Raw genomic sequence first — 19,478 nt, 5'->3', positions numbered from 1 at the left:
AAAACAGGTATGGAAGTTGTTACATTTTGAATAGAATAGAGGTGCTAATTTGTTCCCAGAAAAAATTGAAGAGGCTTTCGAGCCAATGGAACAAGCAATCCAGTTATTGCAACAGTCATTGGATACTTCTTTTTTAGATGCGTATATTGAAAATGGTGAAAATATTTTAGATGATTTTCAAGTACGAGTACTTGACGGAGTACCTAATCCAGAGACAGTGAAACAATTAGAAACACTGTATCATACGATTAAAAAAATTGATTTAGCTCCTGAAGATGTGCGACGCTTGTCCCAATTACTTTTGTTAAAAGGAACGAGAAAAGAGCAGCTTCAAGCAAATCATCAATTGACGCCAGACGGTATTGGCTTTTTGTTTGTTTATTTAATAGAACAATTAACAAATAAATCAGAGCCATTAGAAATTTTAGATCCTGCTTCAGGAATGGGAAATTTACTGTTAACGGTTCTGCTGAACCTTGAAACAGCTGGTTACAAAGTTTCTGGTTATGGTGTGGATATCGATGAAACACTTTTGGCAGTATCTTCTGTGAACAATGCTTGGTCACAAGCCAATATTCAGTTGTTCCATCAAGACGGATTGCAAGATTTGTTATTGGATCCAGTTGATTTAGCATTAAGTGACTTGCCGATTGGCTATTATCCAAATGATGAGCGAGCAAAGGGATTTGCTGCTGCTGCTGAGGAAGGCCATAGTTATGCGCATCATTTATTAATGGAGCAAGCCATGAAATACGTGAAGCCAGCAGGTTTTGGCTTATTCTTAATCCCGACCAATATTTTAGAGACTGAGCAAAGTGAATTCTTTAAAAATTGGTTGACAAAAAATGTCTATTTACAAGGAATGATACAGTTACCTGATGAATTGTTTAAGTCAGAACAATCACGTAAAAGTATCTTGCTTGTTCAAAACAAGGGCGCAGATGCTGAGCAAGTGAAGGAAGTTTTGTTAGCAAAACTTGCCTCTTTGAAAGATATCAATAAAGTAACGGAGTTCTTTAAACAATTTGAAGCTTGGAAAGCTTCAAATTTAAAATAAAATAGTAACGAAGAGGAGAAAATTATGTCTAAAACAATTGCAATTAATGCAGGTAGTTCAAGTTTAAAATGGCAATTATACCAAATGCCAAATGAAGAAGTGATCGCTAAAGGAATCGTTGAACGTATTGGCTTAAAAGATTCTATCTTCACAATTAAATATGGTGAAGGACAAAAATATGAAGTAATTGTTGATATTGATAACCATGAAGTGGCAGTAAAAATGTTACTAGACCAATTAATCGACTTAAACATTTTAGGTTCTTATGATGAAATTACTGGTGTTGGTCACCGTGTAGTTGCTGGTGGAGAAGAATTTAAAGATTCTGTTGTTATTACAGACGAAGTATTAGAAAAAATTGAAGCTTTATCTGAATTAGCACCTTTACACAACCCAGCGAATGCAATGGGGATTAAAGCATTTAAACATATCTTACCAGAAATCATTAGCGTGGCAGTCTTTGATACGTCGTTCCACACAACAATGCCAGAACACAACTATTTATATAGTGTACCGCGTGAATACTATGAAAAATTTGCTGCTCGTAAATATGGGGCACATGGAACAAGTCATCGTTATGTCTCTCAACGTGCTGCAGAAATGCTAGGTCGTCCAATTGAAGACTTAAAAATTATCACTTGTCACTTAGGAAATGGTGCTTCAATCACTGCAGTTGATGGTGGTAAATCAGTCGATACATCAATGGGCTTCACTCCTCTTGCTGGCGTTACAATGGGGACTCGTTCAGGGGATGTTGATGCGTCACTATTGCCTTATTTAATGACAAAACTTGGCTTGACTGATGTACAAGACATGGTTGATATTTTAAACAAAAAATCTGGTTTATTAGGTTTAACAAATGGTTTATCAAGCGACATGCGCGATATTCAATCAAATCTAGATAAACCTGAAGTTCAAACAGCATACAACATTTTTATCGATCGTATTCGTAAATACATTGGTAGCTATGTCACTGTTATGAATGGCGTTGATGCGATTGTCTTTACTGCTGGAATCGGTGAAAATGCTGTTGGTGTTCGTAAAGATATTATTGATGGCATGACTTGGTTTGGTTGTGAAATCGATGATGACAAAAATAATGTACACGGTGAAGAAGCAGTTATCTCAACTGATGATTCAAAAATCAAGCTTCTATTAGTACCAACTGACGAAGAGTTAATGATTGCCCGTGACGTAGAACGTCTAAAATAATTAAACGAACACACCTTGTGAGACGCTCTCACAAGGTGTGCTTAATAGGTAAGTAAATATCCACCCGCATAGCGGGTGGCTTTTTAATAGCCCTAGAAGGGCTCGCTACCTGCTGCTCCCTTTAAGGGAGCTTTTTTTAGAGACTGCCAACCGCTACCATTCTATTCTTATCTAGTTGTTACTTCCTAAATGGATCTTTATACTCTCTTTTGTTTATACTATCCCTTACTCGATCTTCTGCTTCTTGTTCTCGTATATACTTAGCTATCGTTTTTTGGTTCAATCCTACAGTGCTCACATAATAGCCTTTTGACCAAAAGGATCGATTTCCATAATTGTATTTTAAATTCGCATGACGTTCATGAATGATTACTGCACTTCTTCCTTTTAAGAAACCCATAAAACCTGATACACTCAACTTCGGCGGAATTCTTACCAACATATGGATATGGTCGGGCATTGCATGCGCTTCAATGATTTCGACTTCTTTCATCTCACACAATTTCCTTAGTATTTTCCCTATATCTCGCCTCAATTGACCATAGATTACTTTTCTTCTATATTTTGGTGTAAACACAAGATGATACTTACAATTCCAACGAGTATGTGCTAAACTTTTATCGTCGTTCGACATTCAAAAACTCCTTTCGATTTGATAACGGTTGGTAGCCTTTATCTATTATATCGAAAGGAGTTTTTATCGCTAAAGCTCTGGCCTCCACGCGCAGTACGCGTGGTTTTTTTGTCGAAATCTCTTTAGAGATTTCGACTGACTAAAGTCATTAATAAGAAAAAACTGAGCCAACTATCAAAAGTGATAGTTGGCTCAGTTTCTTTTTATTTTTTATTTTTCTTCATTTTTTGGTAATTTGTTGTCTAAATCCGTCCGTACAACGAGAACATCGCAACTAGCGTTACGGATAACTGATTCAGAGACAGAGCCAATAAATAAACGCTCAACGGCATTTAATCCAGTTGCTCCTAACATAATTAAATCAATGTTGTATTCTTTTGGTAATTCTTTGGCAATAATGTTCTTAGGAGAACCATAGGCTAGAACGCTAGAGACTTTTGTTTGTCCCATATCCATCGCTTGTTGTTGGTAGGTGTCTAAGGTTTCTTTTGCCATTGACATTGCTTCTTCTGCTAGCGCACCATCAAAAGAGGACACTGATTGGAAAGAGCGCGTATCAACAACATGTGCTAATAGTAATTCAGCATCGTTTCGTTTAGCGACGTTGACCGCTTTTTTAAAGGCTAAGTCTGCTTCGTCAGAACCATCGATTGCTATCATAATTTTTTGATATTGTTGTAACATAATAACCGCTCCTTTCAGCGTAAAAAAAATCATTAATTGTTTCTATAATAATTGTAAAACAAACAAAGAAAAAAAGAAACTGAAACCGCTTCTTTTTTTCTGAATATTACCATTTTTTTGTAAAAAAAACTTCGTTCAAAAAAATCTTTTTGAACGAAGTTTTAAAATCATCGTCTTTTATGACATTTTTTTTGCAAAAGTTAAACTAAACAACGTCGAAAGTAATAAAACAAAAAAGATAAAACCAATTGACAATAACGGGCGATTAAAAATAGCCGCTAGAACACCTAGAATGGCGATAATCAAGTAATAACGCCCAAAACGTTCGATAAACTGTTGACTTTCTTTTTTTAAGAGTGGTAAAAAAGCTGCACTTTTCTTCATCAAATAATAACTGGCTACGCCTGTGACAACGGCGAGTAATAGTACGAGTATACGAATCATCTTGTCCTCCAAAAAAAAACAACTTGCCAGAGCAAATTGTTTAGAAATCTTCATAAAAATGGTAAAATCCGTCGATGCCGGTAATCGTCCTAGAGTATTGAACCCGCAAGATAAGCAGGTGGGTTCCTCGATCGCAGTATTGAACTACCAAAAGAAAAGGCATGTTACCAACTTTGATACAAGCAGGATCCCTAGATATCAATAAAAATGTTCGGTCAACACAGTGAAAGGACAACGCGTACATCACAGATTTACCATCTTTATAATAGCATACTCTCTCAAAATCGGCAACGAGATTGTTTCTTTTTTTGAAAGCGTATTATTTTGTTATTTTTTCTGTTTCCATTCTTGGATACGCTTGAGTTGCTGATGTAAGGCTTGTTCATATTTACCAATATCAATCGGCTCGTAATAACGTGCCTCTTTTAATTTGTCAGGTAAGTATTGCTGATTGACCCAACCGTTTTCAAAATTATGTGGGTATTGATAACCAATACCACGGTTTAATTCTTTGGCTCCAGCATAGTGGGCATCACGCAAATGATCAGGAACGTCTCCCACAGAGCCTTGTCGAATATCTGCCAAAGCAGCATCAATCGCTGTGACTGCAGAATTTGATTTTGGGGATAAACATAAATCAATGACGACACTAGCTAGAGGAATCCTAGCTTCTGGAAACCCTAGCTTTTCGGCGGCTTGAACAGCGGTGACTGTCCGAGCGGCGGCCGCAGGATTCCCAAGACCGATATCCTCGTAAGCAATGACCATTAAACGACGACAAATAATCGGTAAATCACCTGCTTCAACTAAGCGACCCAAATAATGAAGTGCAGCATCTACATCGCTTCCTCGGATCGACTTTTGGAAAGCGGAAATTACATCATAATGGGCATCGCCATCTTTATCATGGGTTAAGGCTTTTCTTTGCACGCACTCTTCAATAATCGGTAAGGTGATCTTAATTTCGCCTTGTTCATTTTTTGGTGTTGATTTAACAGCTAATTCTAGTCCATTTAGCGCACTACGTAAGTCACCGTTCGTTGCGCGTGTCAAATGTTGTAATGCTTTTTCTTCTAAGTGGACGGGATAATCGCCTAAGCCACGTGTGCTATCGGTTAAGGCTTCTTGAATCGCTTGCTGAATGTCTGTTTCTGTTAAGGGCTTTACTTCAAAAATTTGCGTGCGACTACGAATCGCAGGATTAATTGTAATATATGGATTTTCGGTAGTGGCTCCAATCATAATAATTCGTCCGTTTTCTAAATGAGGGAGCAAAAAATCTTGTTTTGTTTTATCTAATCGGTGAATTTCATCAAGCAGTAAAATCACTGTGCCACTCATTTTGGCTTCTTCAGCAACGATTTGTAAATCTTTTTTGGTGTCTGTGGCCGCGTTCAACATGCGAAAGGCATAATTTGTTGAACCAGCGATTGCGCTGGCAATACTGGTTTTTCCAGTGCCAGGCGGCCCATAAAGAATCATCGATGAAAGCATTTTGGCTTCGACCATCCGACGAATAATTTTACCAGGGCCGACTAAATGTTGTTGACCAACCACTTCGTCTAAGTGACGAGGTCTCATTCGATAGGCTAAAGGTTGTTGCATAAAAGGACCTCCTTTTTCATAATCATCTTATTATAACATAAAGAACGTACATTCGCTTTTTGGTGGTTTTTTGGGTTTTAGATGGATATAGCGGAAGGTTTCGTGTATGATAGGGAGTGGTGAAAGAAATGAAAGAAACGATAAATATCTTTAACACAAAAACAACTGAAGAAGTGGCACAATACTTGTTAGGGATGTATTTAGAGCACGAAACAGCAACAGGCGTTTTAGGTGGGTACATTGTGGATGCAGAAGCTTATTTAGGTCCTGATGATGAGGCGGCCCATAGCTTTGGCTTGAGAAAAACGCCACGCTTACAAGCCATGTATGACAAACCAGGCACGATTTATTTATATACTATGCACACGCATTTAATTTTAAATATGGTGACACAAGAACAAGGCAAACCACAAGGGGTGATGATCCGCGCGATTGAACCTGTTGAAGGTGTCGACAAAATGATTGAAAATCGCCAAGGACGTCAAAGCGTGGAATTGACTAATGGACCAGGTAAATTAGTTGCAGCCTTAGGAATTGATAAGCAATTATATGGGCAGTCGATTTTTTCTAGTTCGTTACGGCTCGTGCCAGAAAAACGAAAATTCCCGAAAAAAATTGAGGCACTACCACGAATTGGAATTCCCAATAAAGGTCGTTGGACAGAGTTGCCTTTAAGATACGTCGTGGCTGGCAATCCATATATTTCTAAACAAAAAAGAACAGCAGTAGACCAAATAGATTTTGGCTGGAAGGATGAAGAAAATGAAAAAAGCAACAATGCTCACATACTTAGAGGAACAACTTGAAAAACACTTAGGAGATTACGAAGTAGGCCTTGATTGGGATCGCAAAAACCATACCATCGAAGTCATTGTTCGTTTATATGCAGAAAACAATGAGCAAGTGGCGATTGATGATGTTGATGGTACACTTTCAGAAGAAGAATTCATTGAATTTGAAGATGGTTTGTTATTTTACAATCCGCAAAAGTCTGTCGTTGATGACGAAGAGTATTTAGTCACAATTCCTTATGAAGGAAAAAAAGGGCTACGCAAAGCAGTTTTAGACGGATTCATTCACTATTTAAAAGTGGTTTTAGATGAAGGGCAAAGTGATTTGTTAGACTTTTTATCAGATGAAACAGCGGAAGTTTTTGAATTGCATTGGGAGCCAGCAGATTTTGAAGCGATGATTAAAAAAGTGGCAGAAACAGAAAAAGAACAATGGATTGCGTATCCAAGTTATTAATTTAGAGGTGAGAACATGAAGTGGACAGAAGTAAAAGTAGAAACGGCTAGCGAAGCAGTTGAAGCAATTTCAAACATTATGATGGAAGCTGGCGCAAGTGGCGTGGCCATTGAAGATGCGTTGGACATTGAAAATTTTGAAAGTGATCTGTATGGGGAAATTTTAGATAAAGAGCAATTCACCCACATTAAAGAAGGGGCGATTGTGATGGCTTATTTTCCTGAAACAACCTTCTTACCAGAAATTTTACCATTTATGAAAGAAAATATTTTACGCTTGCCTGAGTACGGCTTATCCATTGGTAAAAACGAAATGACAATTAGTGAAGTAGCAGAAAGCGACTGGGCAACTGCTTGGAAAAAATACTATCATCCTGTCCGTGTCACACGATTCTTAACGATTGTGCCAAGTTGGGAAGCCTATCACGCACAAGATGAAGCAGAAAAAATTATTACATTGGATCCGGGCATGGCTTTCGGTACAGGCACGCATCCAACGACTCGTTTAACCTTGCAAGCTTTAGAAACTGTTTTACGTGGTGGCGAAACAGTTCTAGATGTAGGAACGGGTTCTGGTGTTTTGAGTATTGCAAGTCGCTATTTAGGGGCTAAAGACGTCTACGCATATGATTTAGATGAAGTAGCAGTTGCAGCGGCAAAAGAAAATATGGATTTAAATCCCATTGCGGCCGATGTTCATGTGTCAGCCAATGATTTACTAAAAGGGATTGACCATTCTGCTGATGTAATCGTCGCAAATATTTTGGCAGATATTATTGTGTTAATGATTGAAGATGCTTGGCGTTTGCTAAAACAAGACGGTACCTTCATTATTTCTGGAATTATTGAAGATAAAAAAGCAATGGTTTTAGAAGCACTAACGAAAGTCGGGTTTGTGGTGGACCAACTCTTTAATCAAGGCGATTGGTATGCGATTATCTTGAAGAAACCAGAGGAAGAGTAAAATGCAACGGTATTTCATGAAAGAAGATTATCAAGAAAAAGATTTGTATAAAGTCGCAGATGAAAACTATCATCATATTGTGCGAGTTATGCGAATGACGCCGAATGATCGTTGTTATTTAGTATTTCAAAATAAAACTGCCATTTTAGCTGAGATTGTGGAAATTGATCCAACGTCTGTTTACTTTAAAGAAATTAGTAAAGAAGAAATGGACAAAGAATTGCCAATTGAAGTGACGATTGCGTGTGGGTTACCAAAAGGGGACAAGTTAGAATGGATTGTTCAAAAAGGCACGGAGCTAGGTGGCAATCAGTTTATCGGCTTTCCTGCGAAAACTTCTGTTGTCAAATGGGACCACAAAAAAAGAGCAGCCAAAGAAAAAAGATTACAAAAAATTGCCACAGAAGCGGCGGAGCAATCGCATCGGCAGCAGACACCAAATGTTTCTTTGGTGGATAAAACACAAGAAATCATTGCGCAATTTGACTCATATGACACAGTCTTGGTTGCGTATGAAGAATCAGCAAAACAAGGAGAAAAAAGTCAATTAGCACAAGTATTATCCACTTGCCAGTCAGGCGCACGTTTGTGTGTGCTCTTTGGACCTGAAGGTGGCTTTGCACCGCAAGAAATTGAACAATTTCTGCAGGCTGGGGCGAAACTTTGCGGGTTGGGTCCGAGAATTTTACGAGCAGAAACAGCACCATTGTATCTTTTAAGTGCAGTTAGCTACCAAATGGAACTTTTAAATTAAACGAAAGCCCGCCTGTAAAATTCTTGTAGGCATTCTCTTTGAATAAAGAGAGAGTAAAAAAGCGACAGTGATTGAAATTTAAGGGAAATTTAGTATAATAGAGTTGTTGAAAGTGCTACTGTTTCAAGTGGTACTTTTCTTTTTTATTAAAATAGATAATACGTGAACGAAGTGTTCTTTATCCAAAGGTCACCTTCATAGAGGAGTGAATACCATGCCAAAAGAAGAAATACTGACAGGCCCAGCTGTCATCAAAATTGTAAGTACCTATATGGGACCAGAACATGTTGAGTTGGTTCAAAAAGCATTAACTTATGCTGAAAAAGCACACGAAGGTCAAGTCCGACAATCAGGTGAACCTTACATCATCCATCCGATTCAAGTGGCAGGCATTCTGGCTGAATTACATATGGATCCCCATACTGTAGCAACAGGATTTTTACATGATGTTGTCGAAGATACGGACGTAACACTGGACGATTTAAAAGAAGAATTTGGCGAAGACATCGCAATGTTAGTCGATGGCGTGACGAAACTAGGAAAAATTAAATATAAATCTCATGAAGAACAATTAGCTGAAAATCATCGGAAAATGTTATTGGCAATGGCGCAAGATTTACGGGTTATTATGGTGAAACTAGCCGATCGTTTGCACAATATGCGCACATTAAAACATTTACGTGAAGATAAGCAACGACGGATTGCACAAGAAACTTTAGAAATTTATGCGCCTTTAGCACATCGCTTAGGGATTAGTCGAATTAAATGGGAATTAGAAGATACTGCCTTACGTTATATTAACCCCAACCAATACTATCGAATTGTTAATTTGATGCAAAGCAAACGCGATGAACGTGAAGCTTATGTGGCAGAAGCAGTCGAAGATATTCGTTTAGCTACGGAAGATTTAGAAATTTACGCAGAAATATATGGTCGACCAAAACATATTTATTCAATCTATCGTAAAATGAAGGACCAAAAGAAACAATTTAATGAAATCTATGACTTATTAGCCATTCGTGTTATTGTCGATTCCATTAAAGATTGCTATGCCGTGTTAGGGGCGATTCATACACGTTGGACACCAATGCCAGGTCGCTTTAAAGATTATATTGCTATGCCAAAAGCGAATATGTATCAGTCTATCCATACGACAGTTATTGGGCCAAAAGGGAATCCAGTAGAGGTCCAAATTCGGACCCATGAGATGCACCAAATCGCCGAATTTGGGGTGGCGGCTCACTGGGCCTATAAAGAAGGCAAAGCGGAAAAAATTGAAACAGATGAACTGACGAAGCAAGTCGATTGGTTCCATGAAATTATTGAATTACAAGATGAAAGCTATGATGCTTCTGAATTTATGCAAGGTGTGAAAGAAGACATTTTTAGCGACAAAGTCTATGTCTTTACGCCAAGTGGAGATGTAACCGAACTGCCAAAAGGCTCCGGACCACTAGATTTTGCTTACAGTATCCATACTGAAATTGGGAATAAAACAACCGGTGCGAAAGTCAACGGCAAAATGGTACAGTTAGACTATGTCCTAAAAAATGGGGATATTATTGAAGTCCTAACATCACCGAATTCTTTCGGACCTAGTCGCGACTGGCTGAAAATGGTTAAAACAAGTAAAGCCAAAAATAAAATCAAACGTTTCTTTAAAGAACAAGACCGTGAAGATAACATTATTAAAGGGCATGATGCTGTCATTAAATACATGACAGAAATCGGCTTTACACCGAAAGAATTTTTAACGAAGAATAAAATGGCGGAAGTGCTAGATAAATTTAAATTTCAAACGGAAGATGATTTATTTGCGGCAGTAGGTTATGGCGAAGTAAGTGCGCAAGTAGTGTGCAATCGTTTAACAGAAAAAGAACGCCGCGAACAAGAGTTGGAACGTCAACGTCAAGAAGCAGAAGAGTTGTTAAATCAGCCAGCTAAAAAAGAATCAGAAAAAATGAAAGTTCGTCATGAAGGCGGCATCGTGATTCAAGGGGTGGACAACCTATTGATTCGTTTAAGCCGCTGTTGTAATCCAGTGCCTGGTGATGAAATCGTTGGTTACATTACCAAAGGACGTGGCGTTTCAATTCATCGTGCGGACTGTCCTAACGTACAACATCAAGAAGAACTAGCACAACGTCTAATTGAAGTTGAGTGGGAAGATACCGAGCACAGTCGCAAAGAATACGCTGCCGATTTGGAGATTTACGGCTATGATCGTAGTGGCTTACTAAGTGATGTTTTACAAGTCATTAGTTCGATGACAAAAAATTTAGTCGGTGTTGAAGCTCGTCCATCCAAAGATAAGATGGCCCAGATTCATGTCACTGTAAAAATTCAAAACCTTTCTCATTTAAAAACCATCGTTGACAAAATTAAAAGTGTACCAGATGTTTATAGTGTTCGTCGAACTAATGGGTAAGTGTAAAAGTGAGGCAAAAAAGATGAAAGTAGTTATTCAAAGAGTTAGTCAAGCACAAGTTGCGATAGAAGAGCAGATAGTGGGACAAATCAAACAAGGCTTCATGGTGCTGGTGGGCATCCATCAAGAAGACACGCCAGAAGATGTGGCTTATGTTGTTGGCAAAATCAGTAAATTACGTGTTTTTGAAGATGACGAAGGAAAAATGAATCGCAGTATTCAAGAGATTGAAGGATCAATTTTGAGTATCTCTCAATTTACCCTCTATGCAAAAACTAAAAAAGGCAATCGTCCCAGTTTTATTGAAGCGGCTCGTCCAGATGTGGCGATTCCTTTGTATGAATTATTTAATCAACAATTAGAAGCAGAAGGAATAGCGGTAGCCACAGGAGAATTTGGCGCGGATATGCAAGTGTCGTTGACCAATGATGGTCCAGTGACCATTGTGATTGATACACGAGAAAAATAATTGATTTTCCTGTCGGAACCCCTTGACTTTCTAAGAGAACTTTAGTAGTTTATAGATAATATTAAAAATCTATGAAGGAACGAGTAAGTTTCATTTGTTTGCGAAGAGAGAGTTGCCGTGGCTGAGAGCAACTTCAACAGTGAAAGTGAAAGACATTCTGGAGATGGACGGAAGAAAAGCCGTCCCGTTACGAGCGTTAATCGTTGAGGAAAGAGTAAAATCTTTCAAAACTAGGTGGTACCGTGTAAAAGAGACTTTTACGCCCTTGTATGTTCAACATACAAGGGCTTTTTTCATTTTTAGAAAAAAGAAAATGGCGCACACATTTTTGTGGAATGATAGAAGGAGAGAAAGACAATGAGTTATCAAAAACCAAAAGGAACAAACGATATTTTGCCAGGAACTTCTGAAAAATGGCAATTTGTGGAAGAAACAGCTCGTTTGATTTTTAAAGATTATCAATACCAAGAAATCAGAACCCCGATTTTTGAACATTATGAAGTAATATCTCGCAGTGTTGGCGATACCACAGATATTGTTTCAAAAGAAATGTATGATTTTTATGATAAAGGAGACCGTCACGTGACGCTACGTCCTGAGGGGACAGCGCCAATTGTTCGGGCCTTCGTTGAAAATAAATTATATGGTCCGGAATATACGAAACCATACAAAACCTATTACATGGGGCCGATGTTCCGCTATGAACGCCCACAAGCTGGTCGTTTGCGTCAATTCCATCAAATTGGTGTGGAAGCATTTGGTAGTGAAAACCCAGCATTGGATGTTGAAATTATGGCTATGGCTTTGGACTTCTTCAAACAATTAGGCATCCAACAAATCAAATTAGTTATTAATTCCTTGGGGGATAAAGAAACACGTGCTACGTACCGTCAAGCATTAATCGATTATTTAGAGCCACATATGGCAGAATTAAGCGAGGATTCACAGCGTCGCTTACATGAAAATCCATTGCGGGTGTTAGACAGCAAAGATAAAAAAGACAAGGTGATTGTCGCAGAAGCGCCCTCCATTTTAGATTATTTAAATGAACCATCCAAAGCACATTTTGAAGCAGTAACTGATATGTTAGATTTACTAGAAATTCCTTATGAAATTGATAGTAATATGGTTCGCGGCCTGGATTATTACACACACACAATTTTTGAAATTATGAGTGAAGCGCCTAAAATGGGGGCGCAATCAACTATTTGTGCAGGGGGCCGATACAATGGTTTAGTTGAAGAATTAGGCGGCCCAGATACACCAGGCTTTGGTTTTGGTATGGGCATTGAACGAGTGTTGTTAACAATGGAAGCTGAAGAAGTTGTGATTCCAGCGTTATCTGAATTAGACGCATATGTGGTTGGTATTGGCTCAGAAACCAACGTCGCAGCTTTGCAACTTGTTCAAAGCATTCGTAACTTTGGTTTCTCAGCTGATCGTGATTATATGAATCGCAAACCAAAAGCGCAATTTAAAACGGCCGATAAATTACAAGCAAAATTAGTTTTAACAATCGGTGAAAATGAATTGAATGAAGGCATTGTCAACGTAAAATCAATGGCAACACGCGAAGAAAAAGCCTTCCCGTTAAGTGCTATTCATGATTCATTTGATGAAGTGTATGATGAAATGATGACAAAAATGATTGAAGAATAAAAAGGAGAGATTGAGAAATGGCAAAACGCACAACCTATTGCGGCAATGTATCTGCCGAATTTATTGAAAAAGAAGTTGTATTAAAAGGATGGGTTCAAAAACGTCGTGACTTAGGAGGCGTTATCTTTATTGATTTACGTGACCGTGAAGGAATCGTCCAAGTGGTCTTTAACCCAGAAAAGTCAAAAGAAGCATGGGAAATTGCTGATAAATGTCGTAGTGAATACGTCATCGAAGTTAAAGGTCAAGTCGTTTATCGTGATAAAGAAGCGATTAATCCCAAAATGAAAACTGGCGAGTTTGAAGTGATGGCGACTGACATTACGATTTTAAATACTGCGAAAACAACGCCATTTACCATTGAAGATGACAATAACGTTAATGACGAATTGCGCATGAAATATCGTTATTTAGATTTGCGTCGTCCATCAATGACAAACAACATTAAATTACGTCACCAAGTAACGAAAACAATCCGTCACTATTTAGATAATCATGACTTTTTAGACATTGAAACTCCTTATTTAGGCAAATCAACACCAGAAGGCGCTCGCGATTATTTGGTTCCTTCTCGTGTCCATGCCGGTCATTTTTATGCTTTGCCACAATCACCACAACTCTTTAAACAATTATTAATGGGGGCAGGCTTCGATCGCTATTACCAAATCGTTCGTTGTTTCCGTGATGAAGATTTACGAGGCGACCGTCAGCCAGAATTTACACAAATCGATATCGAAACGACCTTTTTAACACCAGAAGAAATTCAAACATATACAGAAAATATGTTGGCTGAAGTGATGAAAGAGACAAAAGGAATTGAGATTTCTGTTCCGTTTCCACGAATGAGCTATGACGAAGCAATGGCACGCTATGGTAGCGATAAACCCGACACTCGTTTTGCTATGGAATTAATTGATGTTGCAGATGTAGTGAAAGACATAGACTTCAAAGTTTTCCAAGCAGCGTTGGAAAATGGCGGACATGTGAAGGCTTTGAATGCAAAAGGCGCCGCAGATAAGTATTCTCGTAAAGATATGGATAACTTAGGTAAGTATGTGAGTCAATTTGGCGCAAAAGGCTTAGCTTGGTTAAAAGTTGAAGAAGATGGCTTAAAAGGACCGATTGCTAAATTCTTAACAGAAGTTAGTGATGAATTAATTGCTGCTACCAATGCAGAAGTCGGTGATATTTTAATGTTTGGTGCCGATAAACCTGAAATCGTAGCCGCTGCTTTAGGTGCGGTACGTACACGTTTAGGTAAAGAATTAGGTTTAATTGATGAATCGAAATTCAATTTCTTGTGGATTGTGGATTGGCCGTTGTTTGAATATGATGAAGAAGCTGGTCGCTATGTTTCTGCTCATCATCCATTTACACAACCAAAAGCAGAGGGTGTGGACCGCTTAGCAACAGACCCAGCCTCTGTGTATGCTGAAGCTTACGATGTTGTCTTAAACGGCTACGAATTAGGTGGCGGCTCATTACGGATCCATACACGAGAATTACAAGAAAAAATGTTTGAAACGTTAGGTTTTACAAAAGAAGAAGCACAAGACCAATTTGGTTTCTTGCTAGACGCATTAGATTATGGCTTCCCGCCACATGGAGGGATTGCTTTAGGGCTAGACCGCTTAGCAATGCTATTGGCTGGGGAAGAAAACATTCGTGAAGTGATTGCCTTCCCTAAAAACGGGAAAGCAATTGACCCAATGAACAACGCACCAAGTTTAGTTTCTCCATTACAATTGTTTGAATTAAACATTGATGTAACAGCCATTGACGAATAAGTGTTAAATCCAAAGAAAGAGTGACTTCATTGACGGATGAGGTCACTCTTTCTTTGGGAAGGAAAAAGATAACGAAAGACTTAAAAAGTGGCTGAGCTAAAAATCTGCCAATTGGCTGTTTTTTCTTTTTAGAAAACTTTGTATGATAACTGAGTGTATAAAGGAGCGAAACAAATGACAAAAATAATTTTAACAATTGGCGGTTCCGATCCTTTTTCAGGAGGCGGGATTCAAACAGATTTAAAAACGTTTGAAAATCATCAAGTCTTTGGCTTATCAACTTTAACTTGCCTTGCTACAGCCCCCAAGAATCATTTTCAGATTCATGACCTGGAGACTTCTTTGGTGAAAGAGCAACTCGCTTCCATACCTGCCGGGAGTTTAGACGGCATCAAGATTGGCTTGATTCACAGTGAAGAAAGTATGTTACAAATTGCAACCTTTTTGAAAAAGCACGCAGGTCTGCCGGTGGTGTTGGATCCTGTCTTAGCTTTTAAAGAAACGACTTCAGTTTATGAAAAAAGATACATGCAGTTATTGATTGAAAAACTTTTTCCATTTGCAACGATTATAACGCCTAATTTAAAAGAAGCAGAATTACTCATTGGCAGAAAATTAACAACCGTCGAAGAAGTCCAACAAGCGGCGGAAGAGTTAAACTCTTTAGGAGCGGCAACGGTGGTGATTAAAGGCGGTAATCGTTGGCTTGGTCAAGAAGCACGTGACTTTTTTTATGATGGACAACAACATATTCAATTGGTCAAAGAAAAAGTAATGGCCCACACCATTGATGGCGCTGGTTGTTCCTTTGCTTCTGCAATTGGTGCGAATTTAGTTAAAGGATATCCGTTAATTGAAGCAGTTGATTTAGCAAAAACATACGTTCATGAAGCCATTGTTTCTGGGGTCCAGCTAAATGCAGCTTTTGGAAGTGTGTGGCATGAAGGATTACTAGCAGGAGGTGTGGCGGATAATGACAAGAAAAATTAGTCTATATGCAGTAATTACCGCTTTAACAGTGGCTGTGTCAATGGTCTTTATTATCCCCGTCCCAGCAACAAATGGCTTTGTTACATTGGCGGATGCAGGGATTTACATTGCTAGTTTACTTTTTGGTCCGATCGGTGGCTTGACAGTCGGAGCTTTAAGCGGTGGTTTAATTGATTTATTGTCAGGCTATCCACAATGGTTCGTTTTTTCGTTATTGATTCATGGCGGACAAGGTTGGTTAGCAGGTCACTTCTTTAATAAAAATAAAAAGATGCAAACGCTAGGATTACTTTTAGCCAGTCTCCTCATGATTAGCGGGTATGCTTTAGCGACTAGCTGGCTTTACGGCGTGGGTGCGGGGATTGCCTCTTTACCAGGGAATATCATTCAATCCTTATTTGGGGTGATTGTAGCATTGCCTCTTAGTCAAACATTAAAACGTGTGTTACCAAAAAATGGTCGTTTAGAAGAAAGAAGGATGAACAAATGACTATCGATGAAAAAATGTTAAAAGAACAGTTAGTGACAATTACAGAAGAAGTCATTACAGCAGGAAATTTACAAAAAGGGGACCTATTTGTTTTAGGTTGTACCACCAGTGAGGTAGTAGGCGGCGTCATTGGTAAAAATTCCAGCGCCGAAGTAGGACAATGGATTGTCTCAACCTTAATTGAACAATTAGATAAAAAAGGCATCTCTTTGGCTGTGCAAGGATGCGAACATATTAATCGTGCTCTAGCCATGGAACGTCGTGTGGCTGAAGAGAAAGGCTTTGAAATTGTTTCTGTAGTACCGCAATTACATGCTGGCGGTTCTTGTTCAGTGGCTGCCTTTGAAAAATTTGATGAACCTGTGGAAGTTGAACATATTGTTGCTCAAGCAGGGATTGACATTGGCGATACATCTATCGGTATGCATGTAAAACATGTGCAAGTTCCTCTTCGCTTGAGCATTCGAACGTTAGGTGCGGCTCATGTTACAGCATTATATTCTCGTCCTAAATATATTGGTGGACCAAGAGCCCATTATGAAACAACCCAAGAACGAAATCGTTAAGATTTCGTTCTTTTTTCATTTCTATAAACATTTGATGAATCTTCCGTAATTATTATAGGAATCTCTTTTTTTCTCTCGGTAAACCACGTATAATATGAAAAGAAATGTAATTTATTGAAAACCTGAAACGAGGCTATTATTTATGAAAAAAATTTATGAAGGACTGCCAGTTCATGACTATACAACAAAATTTTCCGTGTCGATTGTCTATGCTATTCTTGCATCAATTGCCATGAACTTTTTCTATCAACCAGGAAATATTTATTCCAGTGGCTTAACAGGCTTGGCACAAATTTTAACAACCCTCTCAACAAAAATTGTCGGTTTTAATGTGCCTGTCTCCATTACATTGTATCTTTTAAATGTGCCGTTATTCTTTATTGCGTGGAAGAAAATAGGTAAGAAGTTTACAATTTTTACTTTCATTACCGTGACTTTAACTTCATTATTTATGCATATTGTTCCGCAAACGGTGATGACCCAAGATCCAATTATCTGTGCTATTTTTGGTGGGGCGATTTCTGGATCAGGAATTGGTTTTGTCTTAAAAAACGGGGTTTCTTCTGGGGGCTTAGATATTCTAAGCATTACCATTCGGAAAAAAACGGGGCGTTCCGTTGGCTCGATTTCAATTTATTTTAACGCACTAATTGTCTTCGTTGCAGGTTATTTATTTGGCTGGCAGTACATGTTCTACAGTGCGTTATCAATTTTTGTAAGTGGGAAGGTCACAGATGCTGTTTATACTAAGCAAAAGAAAATGCAAGTTATGATTGTCACCAAGAACCCAGATCGAGTCGTGGATGAGATTCAAAAGAAAATGCGCCGCGGTATTACAATTATTCATGAAGCGGAAGGGGCATATCGCCACGACCGCCAAACTGTTTTGCTCACTATTGTGACACGCTTTGAGTTGCCAAGTTTAGAAGCAGCCATGAAAGAAAGTGATCCGAATGCCTTTGTCAGCATCTCAGATAATGTTAAAATTTTAGGACGTTTTTACGAAGAAGATTACAAATAAAAGGGTATGAAGCAACGAGAGAATGGCTGTGTCTATTCCTTCGTTGCTTTTTTTGAAAAATAAGTAAAAAATGCTTTGTGAGAGGACCTGAAATTCCCATTTAAACAAGAAGTTAATTGAAAGACGTTCGTGAATTCCTTTGCTTTTGGTTTAATTAGATCTAATTATTCGGAAATAAGTCGCTATTGTTTCCCACAAACGAATGCTTTGTTTGGATTTGAAAGAAAACGATGAAAAAAGAATCATTTTTATTGAAAAGACCTAAAAAAACTGGTACACTAAGTGTGTAATTGATAAGTACTTTTAATACTGTTATGAATAAATAGTAGGAAAAACGAACATCAATTCTATTTTTTTAAAGTTCATAGGTCGTTTTCAGTCTTACTTGGACGTATTTCGACCCACAAAAGGAGCGCATCATGTTAAAAGAATTTAAAATGATTGAAGCAGTTGCTCCAGATATGCTCGATGTATTACAAGAAAGATTCCAAATCCTTCGCAATATTTATTGGATGCAACCTATTGGACGTAGAAGTTTATCAGAAACGATGGGAATTACAGAGCGAGTCTTGCGTACAGAAACAGATGTTTTAAAGCAACTCAACCTGATTGAACCTTCAAAAAGCGGGATGACATTAACAGAACGCGGTTTGGAAGTCTACCAAGGTTTAGAATTAGTCATGAATCAATTGCTTGGTATGCACCAAATCGAAAAAGAAATGACACAGTACTTTGGCATTCAACGTTGTATCGTTGTTGCAGGAGATAGTGATATCCAAAAGAAAGTTCTTTCGGACTTTGGAGATGTCTTAACCAATACGCTGAATTTACTCTTACCAAATGGTGAGAATACAATTGCGGTTATGGGTGGGACAACAATGGCCATGGTGGCCGAAAATATGGGATCACTAGAAACTGAAAAACGTCATAATTTGTTTGTTCCAGCCAGAGGAGGGATTGGTGAAGCAGTTTCTGTCCAAGCCAATTCAATTAGTGCTGTAATGGCCAACAAAACGGGTGGTAACTACCGGGCGTTATATGTCCCAGAACAATTGAGTCGTGAAACGTATAATAGTTTATTACAAGAACCCTCGATTCAAGAAGTTCTTACGTTAATTAGTCATGCCAACTGTGTGGTGCACAGTATTGGTCGAGCGTTGCACATGGCGGCACGCCGAAAAATGTCTGATGACGAAATGGTTATGCTCAAACAAAAAAATGCCGTGGCAGAATCGTTTGGTTATTTCTTTGATGAAGAAGGAAAAGTGGTCTATAAAATCCCACGAATTGGTCTTCAATTAAAAAACTTACAAGAAATTCCCTATGTCGTCGCAATTGCGGGCGGCAAAACGAAAGCCAAAGCCATTCGCGCATATATGAAAAATGCACCAAAACAAACGTGGCTCATCACAGATGAAGCTGCTGCAAACGAGATTTTAAAAGGGGTAACCCTTTAAAATAAAAAAT

The 19,478-nt window shown here is 38.4% G+C and carries 19 protein-coding genes, 1 other RNA gene and 1 other annotated feature; of the genes, 15 read left to right on the top strand and 5 right to left on the bottom strand.

Annotated elements, in window-relative coordinates:
- Window positions 1-49 precede the first annotated feature (49 nt).
- Both IGJ41_RS08680 and IGJ41_RS08675 read left to right on the top strand, forming a co-directional pair.
- The gene (locus IGJ41_RS08680) at window positions 50-1,057 is read left to right on the top strand and encodes a class I SAM-dependent methyltransferase (RefSeq protein ID WP_438714266.1); all 1,008 of its coding nucleotides are present in this window, start codon (window positions 50-52) and stop codon (window positions 1,055-1,057) included.
- 24 nt (window positions 1,058-1,081) lie between these two features.
- Window positions 1,082-2,269, top strand: coding sequence for an acetate/propionate family kinase (locus tag IGJ41_RS08675; protein WP_002357064.1), 1,188 nt, complete (start codon window positions 1,082-1,084; stop codon window positions 2,267-2,269).
- Window positions 2,270-2,447: 178 nt separating this feature from the next.
- On the opposite strand, the gene tnpA is transcribed toward IGJ41_RS08675, so the two are convergent.
- The 5 genes from tnpA to IGJ41_RS08650 form a co-directional block, all read right to left on the bottom strand.
- A complete protein-coding gene (gene tnpA / locus IGJ41_RS08670) occupies window positions 2,448-2,903 on the bottom strand; it encodes an IS200/IS605 family transposase (RefSeq protein WP_002411089.1) in 456 nt (151 codons plus the stop codon).
- Window positions 2,904-3,113: 210 nt separating this feature from the next.
- Window positions 3,114-3,587, bottom strand: a complete 474-nt coding sequence (locus IGJ41_RS08665) for a universal stress protein (protein WP_071981482.1) — start codon at window positions 3,585-3,587, stop codon at window positions 3,114-3,116.
- Window positions 3,588-3,764: 177 nt separating this feature from the next.
- The gene (locus IGJ41_RS08660; protein WP_438714264.1) at window positions 3,765-4,085 is read right to left on the bottom strand and encodes a hypothetical protein; all 321 of its coding nucleotides are present in this window, start codon (window positions 4,083-4,085) and stop codon (window positions 3,765-3,767) included.
- Between the two features lie 7 nt (window positions 4,086-4,092).
- A non-coding RNA gene (gene ssrS, locus IGJ41_RS08655) (6S RNA) lies at window positions 4,093-4,286 on the bottom strand.
- Window positions 4,287-4,358: 72 nt separating this feature from the next.
- Window positions 4,359-5,636 carry a replication-associated recombination protein A gene (locus tag IGJ41_RS08650; RefSeq protein WP_002360030.1) on the bottom strand — a complete coding sequence of 426 codons (1,278 nt, stop codon included), beginning with the start codon at window positions 5,634-5,636 and terminating at the stop codon, window positions 4,359-4,361.
- 128 nt (window positions 5,637-5,764) lie between these two features.
- On the opposite strand from IGJ41_RS08650, the gene IGJ41_RS08645 reads away from it, so the two are divergent.
- The 13 genes from IGJ41_RS08645 to IGJ41_RS08585 all read left to right on the top strand — a co-directional run bounded on the left by IGJ41_RS08645 (window position 5,765) and on the right by IGJ41_RS08585 (window position 19,468).
- A complete protein-coding gene (locus tag IGJ41_RS08645) occupies window positions 5,765-6,442 on the top strand; it encodes a DNA-3-methyladenine glycosylase (protein WP_071981481.1) in 678 nt (225 codons plus the stop codon).
- On the top strand, window positions 6,399-6,884 hold the full coding sequence (locus IGJ41_RS08640; RefSeq protein ID WP_002388170.1) for a DUF3013 family protein: 486 nt from the start codon (window positions 6,399-6,401) through the stop codon (window positions 6,882-6,884). Before IGJ41_RS08645 ends, IGJ41_RS08640 begins: the two co-directional genes overlap by 44 nt.
- Window positions 6,885-6,899: 15 nt before the next feature.
- Window positions 6,900-7,847 (top strand): 50S ribosomal protein L11 methyltransferase, encoded by a 948-nt coding sequence (prmA, locus tag IGJ41_RS08635; protein WP_002357075.1) that lies wholly within the window; start codon window positions 6,900-6,902, stop codon window positions 7,845-7,847.
- A gap of 1 nt (window position 7,848) precedes the next feature.
- A complete protein-coding gene (locus tag IGJ41_RS08630; RefSeq protein ID WP_438714261.1) occupies window positions 7,849-8,601 on the top strand; it encodes a 16S rRNA (uracil(1498)-N(3))-methyltransferase in 753 nt (250 codons plus the stop codon).
- Window positions 8,602-8,815: 214 nt separating this feature from the next.
- Window positions 8,816-11,029 carry a RelA/SpoT family protein gene (locus IGJ41_RS08625; protein ID WP_002357079.1) on the top strand — a complete coding sequence of 738 codons (2,214 nt, stop codon included), beginning with the start codon at window positions 8,816-8,818 and terminating at the stop codon, window positions 11,027-11,029.
- A gap of 22 nt (window positions 11,030-11,051) precedes the next feature.
- Complete coding sequence (gene dtd, locus IGJ41_RS08620; protein WP_002357080.1) at window positions 11,052-11,498, top strand: D-aminoacyl-tRNA deacylase; 447 nt, start codon at window positions 11,052-11,054, stop codon at window positions 11,496-11,498.
- Between the two features lie 62 nt (window positions 11,499-11,560).
- Window positions 11,561-11,768, top strand: a binding site (T-box leader).
- 87 nt (window positions 11,769-11,855) lie between these two features.
- Entirely contained in the window at window positions 11,856-13,157 is a 1,302-nt protein-coding gene (gene hisS, locus IGJ41_RS08615; protein ID WP_002362049.1) for a histidine--tRNA ligase, read from the top strand.
- A gap of 17 nt (window positions 13,158-13,174) precedes the next feature.
- Window positions 13,175-14,944 (top strand): aspartate--tRNA ligase, encoded by a 1,770-nt coding sequence (gene aspS / locus IGJ41_RS08610; RefSeq protein WP_438714258.1) that lies wholly within the window; start codon window positions 13,175-13,177, stop codon window positions 14,942-14,944.
- Window positions 14,945-15,097: 153 nt separating this feature from the next.
- Window positions 15,098-15,934, top strand: coding sequence for a bifunctional hydroxymethylpyrimidine kinase/phosphomethylpyrimidine kinase (locus tag IGJ41_RS08605; protein ID WP_002385835.1), 837 nt, complete (start codon window positions 15,098-15,100; stop codon window positions 15,932-15,934).
- The gene (locus tag IGJ41_RS08600) at window positions 15,918-16,424 is read left to right on the top strand and encodes an ECF transporter S component (protein WP_002357086.1); all 507 of its coding nucleotides are present in this window, start codon (window positions 15,918-15,920) and stop codon (window positions 16,422-16,424) included. The genes IGJ41_RS08605 and IGJ41_RS08600 overlap by 17 nt, the downstream gene beginning before the upstream one ends.
- The gene (locus IGJ41_RS08595) at window positions 16,421-16,990 is read left to right on the top strand and encodes a TIGR01440 family protein (RefSeq protein ID WP_002365825.1); all 570 of its coding nucleotides are present in this window, start codon (window positions 16,421-16,423) and stop codon (window positions 16,988-16,990) included. The genes IGJ41_RS08600 and IGJ41_RS08595 overlap by 4 nt, the downstream gene beginning before the upstream one ends.
- A gap of 142 nt (window positions 16,991-17,132) precedes the next feature.
- A complete protein-coding gene (locus IGJ41_RS08590) occupies window positions 17,133-18,011 on the top strand; it encodes a YitT family protein (RefSeq protein WP_173963914.1) in 879 nt (292 codons plus the stop codon).
- A gap of 419 nt (window positions 18,012-18,430) precedes the next feature.
- Window positions 18,431-19,468 carry a sugar-binding transcriptional regulator gene (locus tag IGJ41_RS08585; protein WP_002357092.1) on the top strand — a complete coding sequence of 346 codons (1,038 nt, stop codon included), beginning with the start codon at window positions 18,431-18,433 and terminating at the stop codon, window positions 19,466-19,468.
- Window positions 19,469-19,478 lie beyond the last annotated feature (10 nt).

Origin of the sequence: Enterococcus sp. DIV1537a (assembly GCF_051712085.1) — a bacterium.
Classification (GTDB): Bacteria; Bacillota; Bacilli; order Lactobacillales; family Enterococcaceae; genus Enterococcus; species Enterococcus faecalis.
This window is presented reverse-complemented; position numbering and strand designations above follow the sequence as displayed.